Below are 15,537 nucleotides of genomic sequence, written 5' to 3'. Positions count from 1 at the left end.
GCTCCCGCCGCCCTGACGGGGCACCGCCACCGGGAGGAATTCAGTCCGCGGAGTCGCCACCGCCTCTCCCCTCCTCGCTCGTCGTTTTCGCCGTCCTCGCCGTATCGTCGCTTTTTCCGGCCGGGCCGGGCATCTCCTGAATTGCGCACAGAAACAGGCAGGTGAAACGCCGGAATTCGCGGCTCCGCATTCTCGGATATGCGGGCCGGTACGCACTGATGGAACGATGCGAGAACGCGGGAATTCATTTCCGGGCGTTTTCCGCGTGGCCGGACCGGCCCGGCGCCGACCGGCCGCTCGCGCAGAAAGGCGAAAGGGAACAGCGATGACCAGTACACGCCCCACAGCCGGGACCCCCGCGGCACCGGCCGTGACCGTGAGTCAGGACGACGCGGCGGCCGTGCTCTCGGTGATGCGGTCCCTGTCCGGCGCGTGGGCCGGGCACGACGCCGAGACCATGGCGAAGCTCTACACCGACGACGCCACCCTGATCCTGCCCGGCGTCACCTACCTCAAGGGCCGCGCCGCGATCAGTGACTACATGGACGCCGCCTTCGCGGGGAAGTGGAAGGGCACCCGGGTGGCCGGTGTCCCCCTGGAGCTCAGGTACGCCGCCGCCGACGTGATCGTGCTGGTCTCGCAGGGCGGGGCCTACCGGCCGGGGTCGGCCGAGGTCACGGCGGAGGACGCCATCAGGGGAATGTGGCTCTTCACCAGGCGGGACGGGCAGTGGGCCATCAGCGGCTACGTCAACACGCCGCTGGGCGCCGCGGTCCCGCTCCCCGACACGGCCGGCTGATCCGCCGGCTGAGACACGGCCGGACACAGCCGGACACGAGGAAGGGCGGAGGCGCCGGTCACCCGGCGCCTCCGCCCTTCTCCGTCACTTCATGCACTCACTTCATGCACTCCATGAGACGTCACTTCGTGGAACTCACCCGGCGAGCCCGGCGAACCCGGCGGCGGGGCGGGTGCGCCTCCGGTCGAGCCACCACTGCACGACGACGAGGTTCACGACCCAGCCCAGCCAGCGGGCGGCCTCGATGAGGTAGACCGGGTCGACGGCGACCGGCAGGTGGGTTCCCACCACCACGACGGCCAGGCCCGTGTAGTTGACGCCGGCCACGATCGCGAAGTTGTAGAGCATCCAGCGGCGGTGCTCGGCGAACCGGCGGCGCCGTGCCATGAGATACCCCATCACCGTCGTGACCAGCCAGAGGACGGCCGCCGTGGAGACGCCGACGCGGCCGGGCACGGGCGTGAACGGCAGCATGACGACCGCCGCCACCGCGCTCGGGATCGCGCCGGCGAAGACGTACACGCGTCCGGACCACCGGTGGACCGCCGGATGGCGCCGGCGCAGCCACGGCCACATCTGCAGGAAGATCGTCACCTGCGCGACGGTGCCGAAGACGATGTGCCCGATCAGCACGGCGTACTTCGGCGGAAAGCCCGCGGGCAGGACGACCCGGGCCCGGGCCGGGTCCAGCGTCAGGTACGGCGGCAGCTCGTAGGCGAGGAAGGCCGCGACCACGATCCCCAGCGGGATGATCCACGGCCTGCGCCACCAGGCGCGGGGCCGCCGCGCCGCGGGGGCGGCCGGGCGGCCGCCGGGCCGCCCCTCCGGCCGCCGGACCGGCGTCGCCCGCGGCGCCGTCCTCTCCGTGTCCGGAATCACCGTCGGTTCCTCCTGTCGGCATCGGCGCGTCGCCCACCTGGCCGCCTCGTGGGCCTGCGGCTCATGGGCCTCCCGCCGCCGGGACGGCCCCGCGGGCTCCCGGGCGGGCCGGGATCGGCCGGACGCCGGGCCCGCGGGGAGTGCGGATCAGATGTAGAGCGTGTTCGGTTCGAGCCCGCACAGGACACGCCCGTACAGCTCGTAGTTGGTGTCGGGGTGCAGGATGGCGTGCAGGTTGAGCGTCTGGACGTCCCGCGCGATCCGCTGCATCGGCACCGAGGTGTAGACGGAGGAGGCCCCGCTCGCGGAGTTGTAGACGTCCACGGCCTCCTTGGCCCGCTCGTAGGCGCAGCCCAGGTCGAGCCGGATGCGGGCCCGCTCCTCGATCTCCCACTCCTCCCCCGCGGCGCTCTTGTGGTCCAGCAGCGCGGCCGCGCGGTGGGCGTGGAACTCGGCCTCGTCGATCAGCGCGGCGGCCTTGGCCACCTTCAGATGGGTGATCGGCGCCTCACGCTGGCTCTCGTAGGCGGTGTAGGTGATCTTCCGTCCGGGGAGCCGCTCGAAGAAGACCTCCCGCGCGGCCCGGGCGAGGCCGAGCACGGTGCCGACGGTGGAGGTGGCGGCGGTCGGCAGCATCGGCGTGCGGTAGACGGGCGTCGCGGCGTTCCGCTCGGACGCGTAGTGCTCCTGCAGCACCGGGCCCATCGGCAGGACCCGCCGCATCGGCACGAACAGGTCCCTGGCCACGGTCGTCACGCTGCCGGACGCCCGGAGCCCGGAGGTGTGCCAGTCGTCGACGATCTCCAGGTCGGACACCGGGACCAGGGCCAGGACCGGCCACTGACCGGCGCCGTCCGGGGTGGGCGCCATCGCGACGATCGAGTTCCACTGGCTGTGCAGCGCACCGGTGTTGAAGGCCCATCTGCCGTTCACCGTGAGGCCGCCGTCGGCGGGGGTCGCGGCGCCGCCCGGGCTGAGCAGCCCGGACACCCGCACGTCGGGGGTGGCGAAGACCTCGTCCTGGACCTCGTCGGGGAACAGGCCGGTCAGCCAGGAGCAGATCGACCAGACCGCGAAGGTCCAGCCGGTGGACGCGTCTCCCCGCGCCAGCTCGGTCACGACGTCGACGACGGTGCGCGTGTCGCACTCGTAGCCGCCGTACCGGGCGGGCACGCGCAGCCGGAGCAGGCCGGCGTCCTCGATCGCCTCGACGACCTCGTCGGGCAGCCGTCTGTTCTCCTCCGCCCAGCTCGCGTGCTTCTGGAGCAGCGGCACCAGTTCCGAGGCGCGACGAACCAGTTCGTCCCTCGTCGGTGCTGTTGCGATGTCCATGGAGCGCTCCTCGTGAAGGCAGCCCCGACTGTGCCGCGCACCGCCGGGGTCGTCGACGTCCTGGCCGGGCCACGCCGCCGGAACCCGCATGTGGGCGGTGGCGGCGCGGTCGCATATCCGACCCTCGCCCATTCGTTTCTCGCGGCGCTTCTTCTGGATTGCACTCACAGCGCAATCGATGAGAAGCCCTCGCGCCGGCCGCTGGAGAAGCATTCATGGTGGCGGTGCGCCGGCTCGCCCGAAGGCGTCCGGCGACCCGGGCCGGTCGCCGTACGGCGCCGCGGCTTTCCACGCGCGGCGTCCTGCGGAAAGCGCCGCGGAAACAGTGCCGCACGAAAACGGCGCCGCACGAAAACGGCGCCGCGCGGAGACAGGCCCTTTTCCTTATCGAGCGTTCGAGGAGATGACCGCAATGGGCAACCGGGTCGCGGACCGAGTGGTGCTGCTGGGCGGGAGCATGTGCGGCCTGCTGGCGGCCAGGGTGCTCGCCGACGCGTTCGCCGAGGTCGTGATCGTGGACCGGGACGACCTGACGGACGTCACCGGCCCCCGGCGGGGCGTGCCGCACGGCCGCCACGCGCACGGCCTCGTCGCGCGCGGCCACCAGATTCTGGAAGGGCACTTTCCCGGCCTGACCGAGCAGATGCGCGCGGCGGGCGTCGAACCGGGCGACTTCAACGGCGACATCCGCTGGTACGTCAACGGGCGGAGGCTCAAGCCGTCCCGGTCAGGGCTCGTCTCCGTACCCGCCACCCGGCCGGTCCTGGAGCACCATGTCCGCCGGCGGGTACAGAACATCCCCAACGTGGTCTTCATGGAGGGATACGACGTCGCCGGACTGGCGACGACGCCTGACGGGGACACGGTGACCGGAGCCCGGATCCAGCGGCGGACGGAGGGCTCGCGGGAGGAGGTGCTGGACGCCGACCTCGTGATCGACGCCACCGGCCGGGGGTCGCGCACCCCGGCGTGGCTGGCCGACCTGGGCTACGCCCGGCCGGAGGAGGAACGGGTCACGATCGGGCTGGCCTACACCACCCGCCACTACCGGCTGCGTTCCGACCCGTTCGGCGACGACCTGGCGATCATCCCGGCCCCGACGCCGGATCATCCGCGCGGCGCGTTCTTCTACAAGCTCCCCGGCTACGGCGGGCGGATCGAACTGTCGCTCACCGGGATGCTGGGCGACCACCCGCCGGCCGACCCCGAGGGGTTCGAGGCCTTCGCGCGGTCGCTTCCGGTGCCCGAGATCTACGAGGCGATCCGGGACGCCGAACCGCTGGACGACCCGGTGTCGTTCCGGTTCCCGGCGAGCGTCTGGCGGCACTACGAGCGCCTCGGCCGCTTCCCCGAGCGCCTGCTCGTCATGGGCGACGCGGTGTGCAGCTTCAACCCCCTCTACGCCCAGGGGATGACCGTCACGGCGCTGGAGTCGCTGACGCTGCGGCGGCACCTCGCCTCCGGCCGGCTGCCCCGGCCCGCGGCGTTCTTCCGCGACGTCGCCGCGAACGTGCGCGGGCCGTGGGAGTTCTCCGCCGGGGCCGACCTCGGCTACCCGGGTGTCGAGGGGCGGCGCACGCCGCGGACCCGGCTCGCGAACGCGTACGTGGCCCGCCTGCAGAGCGCGGCGGTGCACGACGCGCGGCTCGGCGACGCCTTCATCCGGGCGGCCGGGCTCATCGACCCCCCGCAGGCCCTCCTGCGGCCCGCCAACGTGACGCGCGTCCTGCGGCACATGTGGCGGCGGCCCGCCGAGGACGACGCCGGGACGCGGGCGGTACGGCAGAGCGACGCGGTCGCCGACGTGTGACCCGGGCCCGTCACGCACAACCGTGATCCAGAGCCGTGACCCAGAGCCGTGATCTCCAGAGCCGTGACCACGGCAGACGACGAACCCACGAGGTGGTGTCCATGCGCCAGTTCCACATCGACATCCCGGAAGCCGACCTCGACGACCTCCATCGGCGGCTGGCCGCCACCCGGTGGCCCGGGGAGGCGCCGGGCGGCGGGTACGGCGGCTGGGACCGCGGGGTCCCCCTCGACTACCTGAAGAGCCTCACCGGCTACTGGCGGACGGGCTTCGACTGGCGGGCCGCGGAGGCGCGGCTCAACCTCCTGCCCCAGTTCGTCACCGAGATCGACGGGGTCGACGTGCACTTCGCGCACGTGAGGTCCGCCGAGCCGGACGCCCTGCCGCTGATCGTCACGCACGGCTGGCCGGGCTCCTTCGCCGAGTTCGCCGGGATCGCCGGGCCGCTGACCGACCCGGCCGCGCACGGCGGAGACCCCGCCGACGCCTTCCACCTGGTGATTCCCTCCATGCCCGGCTACGGCTTCTCCGGCCATCCCCGGGAGGAGGGGTGGTCCACCGACCGGGTGGCGCGGGCCTGGGCGGAGCTGATGCGGCGGCTCGGCTACGACCGGTACGTCGCCCAGGGCGGCGACTGGGGCATGCCGGTCTCCCTCCGGCTCGGCCTGGCCGACCCCGCCGGAGTCGCGGGCGTGCACCTCAACATGTTCGCCGCGTTCCCGCCCGAGGACCCGGCCACCTGGGGTGAGCTGAGCCCGTCCGACCTGGAGCGGCTGGACTTCGCCCGCCGCTTCGAGGAGGACGGGTCGGGCTGGCGCAAGATCCAGTCGACCCGCCCGCAGACCCTCGCGTACGCGCTGACCGACTCGCCCGCCGGTCAGCTCGCCTGGATCGTGGAGAAGTTCTTCGAGTGGACGGACTCCGCGAAGGCGCCGGAGGACGCGGTCGACCGCGACCAGATGCTGACCATCGCCGCCCTCTACTGGTTCACGCGGTCGGCCGGCTCCAGCGCCCAGCTCTACTACGAGTCCAGCCACCGCGACGCCGACTTCGTACGGACCTGGGGCGGGCCGTGGCCGCTCCGCGCGCCGGTCGGCGTCGCGTGCTTCCCGGCCGACGCGGTGCGGCCGGTCCGATCCTTCGCCGAGCGGGCGCTGCCGTCGCTGGCGCGGTGGACCGAGTTCGACCGGGGTGGCCACTTCGCGGCGATGGAGCAGCCCGCGCTCCTGGTGTCCGACATCCGCGAGTTCGCCCGCCCGCTCCGCGATCCGGGCAGGTGACGACGCCGCCCGGTGAGCGGCCCGACGAGCGGCACAGCCGGCCGGTGTCGCGACCGGCCGGCTGTCACGCGTCCGGGCCGTACTCGTCGTGGCGGCGGACCCAGGACATGAAGGGGCCGTCGCCGCGGCCCGGGGGCGACTCCCAGTCCTCCTGCCGCCCGAGCGCGGTGAGGTCCAGCCAGTTGTAGGTCGCGGTGAGCAGGTCGGTGCCGCGCGCGTACGTCGAGTAGGTGTGGAAGACCTCGCCGTCCCACCGGTCGCGGAGGAACACGCTGACGCCGTGGATCTCCCGTAGCTCCGCGCCGGTGTACCAGGGCGCGCCGGCCCGCTCGTGCTCCGCCCTGGTCCGGTAGTTGTAGAAGATCGGGGCGACCGACTCGTCCAGGGTGACGTGGAAGTCGTGGTTGAAGTCGCCGCCGTAGGACGAGTACCAGGGGATCTGCCAGCCCATCCTGGCCCGGTACGCCTCGATCGCGCCGAAGGGGGCGCGGGACACCAGGGCCAGCGTGGTGTCGCGGGCGTGCAGATGGGCCAGGTGACCGACGCCGTCGACCGTCAGCGAACAGCTCCGGCAGCCGGCGTCCCAGCCCGGGTCGAACATGAAGTGGTAGACGATCAGCTGGCGGCGGCCCTCGAACAGGTCGGGCAGCCTCGCCTCCCCGTACGGCCCCGTGAAGAGATACTCCTTGTCGATCCTGACCATCGGCAGCGACCGGCGCCGCGTGTTGACGGCGTCGCGGGCGCGGGTGAGCGCCTTCTCCTCGGCCAGCAGTTCGACGCGGGCGGCCAGCCACTCGTCCCGCGACACCACGCGGGGCAGGTTCACGTTCCTGTCCGGTTCTGTCGTGCCCGGTTCCATGCGGTTCCTCCGGGTTCGTCTCAGGCTTCTTCCGGTCGTGCGACGGCCCCGGTGCCGCAGGGCACCGGGGCGCGGGAGAGGATAGCCGATCCGGTTACGTACCGCACACCCCCTGCCACTCTTCGCTCGGACCGCTCTTCGCCCGGGCGCGGCCTCCTACCCGTTCGCCGCGTCGAGGGCCGCGAACTGGCCCGGCGTACGGCCCTCACCGGCCGGCCCCCGGTAGGCCTGGGCGATGCCGAGCCACCGTTCGGCGTCGGCGCCGACGGCGGCGAGCGCGAGGTCGTCAGGGTGCCGCCGCCGGGTCACCAGCAGGCAGAAGTCGGCGGCCGGGCCGGTGATCCGCTGCTCGGCGTCCGGCGGGCCGAAGGCCCACACCTCGCCCGACGGCGCGGTCAGCTCGTAACGGAACAGCACATCCGGCGGGGTCAGGCCACGCGACTGGTAGCCGAAGTCCCACACCATGACCGCGAACCCGACCAGGTGCCTGATCCGGTCGGTCCACTCGCGCCGTACGCCGAGGGCGTCGTAGACGTCCTGGCCATGCGCGACGACCTCCATGAGCCCGGCGCAGGCGAGCACGGACGGCGGCAGCGGCCGCACCAGCCAGGGCACCGTCCGGTCCGGCGGGACCGCGGCCAGCGCGCCGATCGCGGAGGTGCGCTCGGCCCGCCAGCGGGCGAGCAGCTCCGGCGGCTCGGCCAGGTACCGCTCGACGGCGGCGTTCACCGCGCCGTTGAAGTCGCGTGAGGCGGCGCTGGTCATCGTGGTGAACGCCTCGGCGTCCGAGGCGGCCGTACCGGCGAGGTTGAAGATGAAGGCGAGGTGCGCGATCTGGTGCGCGACCGTCCACCCGGGCGCGGGAGTGGGCAGCGCCCACTGCGCGGGTTCCAGGTCGGCGACCAGCTTGTCGAGTTCGTCGCTCTCCGCGGCCAGATCGCGGAAGACGTCCGGCGAGTCCGTCATGTGTCCGTCCTTTCGGCGGTGGATTCTCGGGTTGATTCCGGTGGTCGAGCAGGTTCGCGGGCTCCGCGGTCGCGGCGTCACCGCCTGGTCAGGCCGCCGACCAGGGAGGCCGCTCCGCGCCGCCCGCTGGTGGAGCCGTCGGGCGCGGGCGCGCCGTACCTGACCGGCACGCCCCGCTCCCGCGCCGCCTCGACGATGGCGGGCATGGCCCGCTCGGCGAGCGCGGCGATGGTCATCGCGGGGTTGACCGTCAGCGCCCCGGGCACGGCCGAGCCGTCGGTGACGAAGATGCCGGGATGTCCGCGCAGTTCGTGGCGGTCGTCCAGCGCGGAGCTCGCGGGGTCGTCGCCGATGCGGCAGGACGCCAGCGGGTGCACGGTGTAGGCGCCGACCACGTCGTTGGTCCACGGCATGACCTCGGCCAGCCCGTCGCGCTCCAGGATGTCGCGCACCGCGGCGTCCGCCTCGCTCCAGCCGCGCAACGTGTTGGCGGTGGGGTGGTAGCTCAGGTTGCCGCGGCCCAGCATCTGCTGGGAGAGGCGCATCGCGTTCCCGGTGGCCGGAGGCGGCCCGAAGACGCCTTCGTTGTCGTCCTCGACCATGATGAAGACGGTCAGCCACGACTGCCAGCGCCGCAGGATCTCCTTCTTCTCCACGCCGAACCACGTGGGCCCGGTCGCGCCGGGTGCCTGGGCGAGGATCGTGCCCAGCCCCGGCGGGAAGTACAGCTGCTCCAGGGAGAACCGGGAGTGCTCGGGCAGCGACGGGTCGAGCCGGTCCCAGTTCGCCACGACCGGGCCGCGGCCGATCTGGTTGGCGGCGTACGCCAGGCCGTCGCCGCGCTCCAGGCCGAGGACCTCCCGCACCCGGTCCTCGTCGACGATCGCGGTGTTGAGCCGTTCGCCGTTGCCGGAGAAGTAGCGGCCCACCGCGTACGGCATCGGGCCCAGGGCGGGCTCCGAGCGTTGCAGGATCACCGGCGTCGCGCCGGCTCCGGCCGCCAGCACCACCAGCTTGGCGTCGATGACGCCGCTGGAGTCGTGCACCCGGTAGTCCTCGCCGTCGACGACGTCGTAGTGGACCCGGTAGCCGCCGTCGTCGGTGCGCGACAGGTGCTGCACCTCGTGCAGCGGCCGGATCTCGGTGCCGTGCGCGATCGCGGCGGGCAGGTAGTTCAGCAGCAGGGACCGCTTGGCGTCGAACCTGCAGCCGGCCATCATCCAGTTGCAGTTGGTGCACCTGTCGTTGTCCACCGCGACGGGCACCGGGTTGGCCGTGCCGCCCGCGTGCGCGCACGCCGCCGCCCACAGGCCGCCCGCGTACGTGACGTCCGGCCAGTCCTGCTGGCTGACGGGCAGCGCCTCGGCGACGCGGTCGTACCAGGGGTCCAGGGTGTCCCGGGTCAGGGCCGCGGGCCACATCCGCCTGCCGATGCTGCCCCTGCGCTCGAAGACGAACCCCGGCGCGCGGGGCATCGCCGCGAAGTAGACGACGCTGCCGCCGCCCACGCAGTTGCCGCCGAGCACGCTCATCCCGTCGCCGACGACGAAGTCGAAGATCCTTGTATAGGAGGAGCCGAGCTTGAAGTCGTGGTCGAAGTCCTCGCCCTTGAGCCAGGGGCCGCGTTCGAGCAGCACGACCTTGGCGCCGCCCGCGGCGAGATGGTAGGCGGCGATCGCCCCGCCGAAGCCGCTGCCGATGACGAGGACGTCGGTGCGCTCCGTGGCACTTCCGGTGCCGCTCCCGGCGCCGCCTCCGGTGCCGCTCATGCCGGGCTCCCCGATGCCGTGGTGCCGGGATGGCGCCGCGCCAGCGGCCGGCCGTACGAGTACTCGGGGAAGCGCCACAGCCCGTCGGAGTCCGGCGCGGCGAGGTTCATGGCGGCCAGCCCCGGATGTCCCTCCGCGATGGCGTCGAGGGTGTGCATGTGCGCCGCGGTGTCGAACGCCATGTTGCTGAACAGCGCCAGGCTGATCCACAGCTCCTTCTCCGGATGGCCGGGGGCGGTGAGCGTCTGGACCAGGGCGACCCGGTCGTCGAACGGCAGGGCGACGAACCCGGGCAGCGCGGGATCGAGGGAGAGCCCCTCGCGGGCCGCGTGCTCCCGCGCCCGCTCGTTCAGGGTCGTGACGTACCAGTCCAGCCCCTGCGACAGCCCGGCCGCCGGCGTCTCGATCAGTTCGACGGCCCCCGCCGCCACGGCTCCGGGGCCGGACGCGGCGCCCGCGACCGCCCGGTCGCCGGGGAACCGCTTCTCGCCCGGGACGATCGTGTCCGCGAACGCTTCGAGCGTCAGCACTCTGACCTTCACATCGTCGTTTTCCTCCGGCCGCACGATATTCACCTCCTGTTGCCGCGTCCGTTCGATTTCTCGCGGATTTCGACCGCGTCCTTTCGGCACGTTCTTTTCCGCGCATCCCTTTCGGCGCATCCTTCTCGAGGCGCTCTCGGATATACCGGCCGGACATCCGCCAATCCATCGTCCGAGCCCGGCCGGGCGCCGCGCATCTTTCAAAATGTCATCCCGATGTCACCCCGCGGCGGCGGCCACCGATATGCCCGCCCGTACGGCGAGGGCGGGTGCGCCTGCGATCGCACGGGCCGGGGATGCCGCGCCGCGGGACCGAACTCGACGCGTTTGCCCTCCTTTGTGCGGGGTAGCCAGGACATCGCCTCGACGTTTCGCGAGGAGCGGAGAGGATCGGCGCGACCAGGTGAGAAAGAGCGGACGACCGCCGCAGGTCCCCGCTCCGCGCTCGCGTGCGCGCGTGAATGTTTGACAGAACGGCCTGGCCCGTCGCCTGCCCGGCGGCTCGCCCACCAGGTCCTCTCTGAAGTCCGGCTCGTGCGCGGAAGGGAGGAGTGCTGGACGATGGGATCGCGAGCGCGCCCCGGAGGGCCGGAGACCCACGTCGTCGCGGTCGACGCGCTGATGCCGGGGTTCTCACCGCGGCACGTCGAGGACCGGGCCCACGCGCAGCGGCTGGCGCAGACGGAGACGCCGCTTCCCCCGATCCTGGTGCACCGGGACACGATGCGGGTGATCGACGGAATGCACCGGCTCAGGGCCGCGCGGTTGAACGGCCGCCGGCACATCGAGGTGACCTTCTTCGACGGGAGCGAGGAGGAGGCCTTCGTCCGTGCCGTCGAGGAGAACGTCGCGCACGGCCTGCCGCTCTCACTGGCCGACCGCAAGGACGCCGCGCTGCGGATCCTCGCCGCGTATCCGCAGTGGTCGGACCGGGCGATCGCCACGCGTACCGGCCTGGCCGCCAAGACCGTGGGCGCGCTGCGCGACTGTTCGTCCGGCGAAACGCCCCAGTCGAACACCCGGCTCGGCTCCGACGGGCGGGTGCGCCCGCTGAGCGCGACGGAGGGCAGGAAGCGGGCGGCCGAGGCGATCAGCGAGCTGCCGGAGACGTCGCTGCGGGAGATCGCGAAGATCGCCGGAGTCTCCCTCGGCACGGCCCACGACGTCAGGGCCCGGCTGCGGCGCGGCGACGCCCCCGTTCCGGCCGGCCGCCGGGGCGGCGGGCGGCGCGGGCAGGAGCCGTCCCGCCTCACCGCGGGTGCGGGCGGGCGCGCCGTACGCGCGGCCACCGCCCGGGACAACTCGGCTCTGCTGCGGAGGCTGATGCGGGACCCGGCGCTGCGGCACACCGACCCGGGCCGGCAACTGCTCCGGCTTCTGCAGGGCCGGTCCATCGCCGTCGAGGACTGGGCCCGGCTGGTCGACGCCGTCCCCGCGCACTGCGCGGAGGCCGTCGCGGAGGTCGCCCGGCGGTGCGCCGCCAGCTGGGCCGAGTTCGCCCGCGAGCTGGAGCGCCGCCACATCGCGGAGCGGGACCCGGCGGCCGAATAGCCGCCCGGGATCGCGCGCCGAATTCAGGGCGGAATTCGCCCGCCACATCGTGTGCCGATCACGGCTGCCCGTTTTCCGGACCGGTCCGTCTTTTCGCCTGCCGTTTATCGCGGTGTGCCGATCGCGCGACCGCCTGCCGCGCTTCACGGGCAGGTCGCGTTCAAACGCGGCCGATTGACTGAGAATACGCAACTGCTAGCCTTGATTCATGCGCTTGACAAGCTTGACAACACCTGCTCGGGGCTGCGGCGCATATCGGAGTGCGACCGGCCGGCCCGCAGGTCGGAGAACGACCTGGCCTGGGCGCTGACAGGCGCCGTGCCGGGGCTCGCGCTCCTCCCTTCATTTCGGATCTGCTGATCCCGACTGCTACAGGAATCACGCCGTCCTGCCGTCGTGTCTCTCGCGGCCCGGACGGCGGCACCCCGCGACTCCGGGAAGGAATTCGATGAACGACGGCAGAGAACAGGCCGTGCGGCGCGCGGTCAGATCCATCAGGGAGAATTTCGGCGAACCACTCACCATCGACGACCTTGCCCGCGCGGCGATGTTCAGCAAGTTTCACTTCACCCGCGTTTTCCAGCAGGTGACGGGCGTGTCCCCGGGGCGGTTCCTGTCCGCCATCCGGTTGCAGGAGGCGAAGCGGCTCCTGCTCTCGACCACGCTGAGCGTCACGGAGATCAGCAACCGGGTCGGCTACACCAGCGTCGGCACCTTCAGCACGCGGTTCAAGAGCAGCGTGGGCCTCTGCCCCAGCACCTACCGTCAGGTCGGCGGGGTCGCCTCCCGCATCCCGACGGAGGAGCGCCGCCCCGGCTTCCACCAGGTGACCCTCCGCGGGGAGATCTCCTCGCCGCAGGTCCCCGGGCAACGCACGATCTTCGTCGGCCTGTTCCCCGACGCCATCCCGCAGGGGCGGCCGGTCCGGTGCCGCGTCCTGCACCACCCGCAGCCGTTCGTGCTGGAGGACGTCCCGCAGGGCTCGTGGCACCTGCTGGCCCAGTCCGTCACCGGCGGGCGCGAGGAGTACATCGACGACCTGCCGCCCTTCGTCGCCGCCTACGGGCCGATCACCGTGCGGCCGGGCGTGAGCATGGCGCCGGTGCGCCTGAGACTGCGCCCCATGCGCGACCTCGATCCTCCCGTGCTGCTGGCCCTTCTCGACGCCCGCCGGACGGCGCTCCAGGCCACCGCCGGCTGAGCCCGTGTGACTCCCCGCCGAGAACACGTGACGACGACCCCCGGCCGGGGGTCGTCGTCATGTGTGTGAAGAGGCCGGTCTCCCGTCAGCCCCGGCTCTCCGCCCGCCAGTCCCGGGAGGCCGGGTGCACCGTCATCGGCAGGCCGCCGCGTACGCGCAGGGAGAGCATCGGCTCGGGCACCACCGCGTGGCCCGGCAGCCCGGTCAGCCGGAGGTCCCGGGCCACCATGGCGACCACGAAGACGGCCTCCATCATGCCGAGGTGGTTGCCCACGCAGAACCGGGGGCCCGCGCCGAAGGGGATGTAGGCGTAGCGCGGCCGGTCGTCGCGGCGTTCGGGGTCGAAGCGGCCGGGATCGAACCGCTCCGGCGCGTCCCAGAACGCCGGATGCCGGTGCAGCGTGTACGGGCAGACCAGCACGTCGGAGCCGGCCGGCACGTGGTAGCCGCCGATCTCGTCGTCCTGGAGCGCCTGCCGGGTGAGGATCCACACCGGCGGGTAGAGCCGGATGGCCTCCTCCACGACCATGGCGGTGTACCGCAGCAGGTGCAGGTCCTCGTACTCCGGCAGCCGGTCGCCGAGGACGTCCCGCGCCTCGGCGCGCACCCGGTCCCTGACCTCGGGATGCCGGTCCAGCAGGTGGAAGGTCCAGCCGAGCGTGCTCGCCGTCGTCTCGTGCCCGGCGAGCAGCAACGTGACCAGTTCGTCCCGCAGCCGCTTGCGGCCGACCCGGGGATCGGCCTCCTCCCGGGCGGAGACGATCAGGCGGGACAGGGCGTCGTCACCGCCGGCCGGGCAGGTCGAGCGGTCGGCGACCAGCCGGTCGACGACCCGCTGCAACTCGGCGCGGGCCCGGCGGAACCGCAACTGCTTGGGCAGCGGCACCCACGTCGGCACCATGCCCTGCGACACCATCTCGAACATCGCCTGGTCCTGCACCGTCTCGAACGCGTGCCCGAGGGAGCGGAACGGGCCGAGGTCGGCGTCGAGCAGCGTGCGTCCCAGGACGCCGAGGGTGAGGCCGGTCATCTCCCGCAGCACGTCCACCGGCCCGCGGCCCTCGCGGGCGCGCAGCCGGCCCACCAGGGCCGCGGCCTCCGCCGCGACGGCCCCGGCCTGCAGGGCGATCCGCCGGTTCTGGAACGCGGGCTGGACCGTCCTGCGCTGCTCGCGCCACAGCTCGCCCTCGCTCGTCAGCAGCCCGTCGCCGAGCGCTCGCTTGGCCTGCATCAGGCCGATGCCCTTGTGGTAGTTGGCGCTGTTGTCGGCGAGCACGTGCTTGGCGTGGTCGGGATGGTTGAAGAAGTAGAGCGAGCGCGGCCCGATGCGCAACCGGACCGCGTCGCCGTAGCGGGCCGCCGTGGTCATCAGCGCGAGCCGGTCAACGGCCAGTTTCCGCAGCAGGCCGGGCGTCGCCCACAGGGACGGCCCCGGCGGCGTACGGCCCGGAGGGGCGCCCGCGGGCGCGCCCTGCCGGTGACCGTGCTGGAGGCGGGTCGTGGCGGTCATGCGGTCACCTCGCTGTGCTCGGGCATCAGCCGGCGGAAACGGCCTCCCAGGAACAGCAACGCGTCACGGTCGCCGGTTCCGTCGAGGGACAGCACGTTTCCCAGGAAGATCGTGTGGTCGCCGCCGTCGTAGCTGCGCCACAGCGCGCACTCGAACCGGGCGAGCGCGCCGGAGATCAGCGGCACCTGCGTGCGCGGGCCCGGCAGACACTCCGCGGCGTCGAACGGGGCGCCGCCCAGCGAACGCCAGTGGTTGGCGAAGTGCCGCGCCAGGTCCTCCTGGTGCGCGGCCAGCACCGACACGCCGAAGAAGCGCGCTCCGGCGAGGCGCTCGTGCATGACGGCGTCGCGGCGGACGCAGACCAGCACCAGCGGCGGGTCGAGCGACACCGAGGTGAAGGAGTTCGCCGTCATGCCGTGCGGGTGCGGGCCGCCGACCGTCACGACGGTGACGCCGGTGGCGAAGGCGCCGAGGGCCTCACGCAGCCCCCGGCCGTCCGCCCCGCGCGGGGACGGCGTGGTCTCGCGGCGCGGGGACGGCATGGTCTCGCGGTTCATGAGGCCCTCCCCGCCGGCGCCGGCGCCGGGTGCGCGTACGGGTCGAGCGCCCGGGTGAGCGACTCGGGCACCCGGGAGGGCACGGTGCGGCTGTTGGGCCCGCGCATGCAGGCCACCCGCTGCCGGCCCCGGGCGACCAGCGTCTCCCCGCCGCCCGGATCCTGCCGTACGTAGTCGAAGGCGAACTCGAGCTGGGTCTGCGCCAGGTCGACCAGGCGCATCCTGATGGACAGTTCGTCGAAGGCCGTGATCTCGGCGAAGAACTCGCAGTCGACCCTGAGCGTGAACAGCTTGAGGTCGTCGCGCAGCTCCTCCAGGACCGCCGGGGCGCGTTCCTTCAGGAACATCTCCCGGCAGCGTCCCTGCCAGCGCAGATAGTTGACGTAGTACACGTTCCCGACGAGGTTGGTCTCCTCGAAGCCGACCGTGTGCCGGTACTCGAAGTAGGTCTCCATCCCGTTCCCCTTGTCGTCGTTCATCGC

Annotated in this window: 14 protein-coding genes; 5 read left to right on the top strand and 9 right to left on the bottom strand. The window is 72.7% G+C overall.

Annotated features, from left to right (window positions below; translation table 11 throughout):
* Positions 1–325 precede the first annotated feature (325 nt).
* Positions 326–799 carry an SgcJ/EcaC family oxidoreductase gene (locus tag Mam01_RS29745; protein WP_204288520.1) on the top strand — a complete coding sequence of 158 codons (474 nt, stop codon included), beginning with the start codon at positions 326–328 and terminating at the stop codon, positions 797–799.
* A 135-nt stretch (positions 800–934) separates the two neighbouring features.
* Here the strand turns inward: Mam01_RS29745 and Mam01_RS29740 are convergent, their stop codons facing one another.
* Together Mam01_RS29740 and Mam01_RS29735 are read right to left on the bottom strand one after the other, a co-directional pair.
* Positions 935–1,678 (bottom strand): DUF2306 domain-containing protein, encoded by a 744-nt coding sequence (locus tag Mam01_RS29740; protein ID WP_239101726.1) that lies wholly within the window; start codon positions 1,676–1,678, stop codon positions 935–937.
* A gap of 147 nt (positions 1,679–1,825) precedes the next feature.
* Positions 1,826–3,010 (bottom strand): acyl-CoA dehydrogenase family protein, encoded by a 1,185-nt coding sequence (locus Mam01_RS29735; RefSeq protein WP_204288519.1) that lies wholly within the window; start codon positions 3,008–3,010, stop codon positions 1,826–1,828.
* A gap of 403 nt (positions 3,011–3,413) precedes the next feature.
* Here Mam01_RS29735 and Mam01_RS29730 point away from each other — a divergent pair, with 403 nt between their 5' ends.
* Together Mam01_RS29730 and Mam01_RS29725 are read left to right on the top strand one after the other, a co-directional pair.
* Positions 3,414–4,820 carry an FAD-dependent oxidoreductase gene (locus tag Mam01_RS29730; protein WP_204288518.1) on the top strand — a complete coding sequence of 469 codons (1,407 nt, stop codon included), beginning with the start codon at positions 3,414–3,416 and terminating at the stop codon, positions 4,818–4,820.
* Between the two features lie 101 nt (positions 4,821–4,921).
* On the top strand, positions 4,922–6,100 hold the full coding sequence (locus Mam01_RS29725) for an epoxide hydrolase family protein (protein WP_204288517.1): 1,179 nt from the start codon (positions 4,922–4,924) through the stop codon (positions 6,098–6,100).
* Between the two features lie 64 nt (positions 6,101–6,164).
* Here Mam01_RS29725 and Mam01_RS29720 read toward each other — a convergent pair whose 3' ends face one another.
* The 4 genes from Mam01_RS29720 to Mam01_RS29705 form a co-directional block, all read right to left on the bottom strand.
* Positions 6,165–6,959: a DUF899 domain-containing protein gene (locus Mam01_RS29720; protein ID WP_204288516.1), complete on the bottom strand. Its 795-nt coding sequence runs from the start codon at positions 6,957–6,959 to the stop codon at positions 6,165–6,167.
* Between the two features lie 156 nt (positions 6,960–7,115).
* Positions 7,116–7,925: a TIGR03084 family metal-binding protein gene (locus Mam01_RS29715; protein WP_204288515.1), complete on the bottom strand. Its 810-nt coding sequence runs from the start codon at positions 7,923–7,925 to the stop codon at positions 7,116–7,118.
* Positions 7,926–8,002: 77 nt separating this feature from the next.
* Positions 8,003–9,694 carry an FAD-dependent oxidoreductase gene (locus Mam01_RS29710; RefSeq protein ID WP_204288514.1) on the bottom strand — a complete coding sequence of 564 codons (1,692 nt, stop codon included), beginning with the start codon at positions 9,692–9,694 and terminating at the stop codon, positions 8,003–8,005.
* A complete protein-coding gene (locus tag Mam01_RS29705; protein WP_204288513.1) occupies positions 9,691–10,260 on the bottom strand; it encodes a DUF5987 family protein in 570 nt (189 codons plus the stop codon). Before Mam01_RS29705 ends, Mam01_RS29710 begins: the two co-directional genes overlap by 4 nt.
* Before the next feature lie 537 nt (positions 10,261–10,797).
* Here Mam01_RS29705 and Mam01_RS29700 point away from each other — a divergent pair.
* Positions 10,798–11,787, top strand: a complete 990-nt coding sequence (locus Mam01_RS29700; protein ID WP_204288512.1) for a ParB/RepB/Spo0J family partition protein — start codon at positions 10,798–10,800, stop codon at positions 11,785–11,787.
* A 448-nt stretch (positions 11,788–12,235) separates the two neighbouring features.
* The gene (locus tag Mam01_RS29695; protein WP_204288511.1) at positions 12,236–12,988 is read left to right on the top strand and encodes a helix-turn-helix domain-containing protein; all 753 of its coding nucleotides are present in this window, start codon (positions 12,236–12,238) and stop codon (positions 12,986–12,988) included.
* Positions 12,989–13,073: 85 nt separating this feature from the next.
* Here the strand turns inward: Mam01_RS29695 and Mam01_RS29690 are convergent, their stop codons facing one another.
* The 3 genes from Mam01_RS29690 to Mam01_RS29680 are packed head-to-tail and all read right to left on the bottom strand — an operon-like array spanning position 13,074 to position 15,534.
* Positions 13,074–14,498 (bottom strand): cytochrome P450, encoded by a 1,425-nt coding sequence (locus Mam01_RS29690; RefSeq protein WP_204288510.1) that lies wholly within the window; start codon positions 14,496–14,498, stop codon positions 13,074–13,076.
* Positions 14,495–15,055, bottom strand: a complete 561-nt coding sequence (locus Mam01_RS29685; RefSeq protein ID WP_239101725.1) for a flavin reductase family protein — start codon at positions 15,053–15,055, stop codon at positions 14,495–14,497. Before Mam01_RS29685 ends, Mam01_RS29690 begins: the two co-directional genes overlap by 4 nt.
* Positions 15,052–15,534 carry an acyl-CoA thioesterase gene (locus tag Mam01_RS29680; RefSeq protein ID WP_239101724.1) on the bottom strand — a complete coding sequence of 161 codons (483 nt, stop codon included), beginning with the start codon at positions 15,532–15,534 and terminating at the stop codon, positions 15,052–15,054. The genes Mam01_RS29685 and Mam01_RS29680 overlap by 4 nt, the downstream gene beginning before the upstream one ends.
* Positions 15,535–15,537 lie beyond the last annotated feature (3 nt).

Origin of the sequence: Microbispora amethystogenes, assembly GCF_016863015.1 — a bacterium.
In the GTDB taxonomy this organism is placed as follows: domain Bacteria; phylum Actinomycetota; class Actinomycetes; order Streptosporangiales; family Streptosporangiaceae; genus Microbispora; species Microbispora amethystogenes.
Note: the sequence above shows the minus strand (reverse complement) of the source record. Positions and strands in the feature narration are given on the sequence as shown.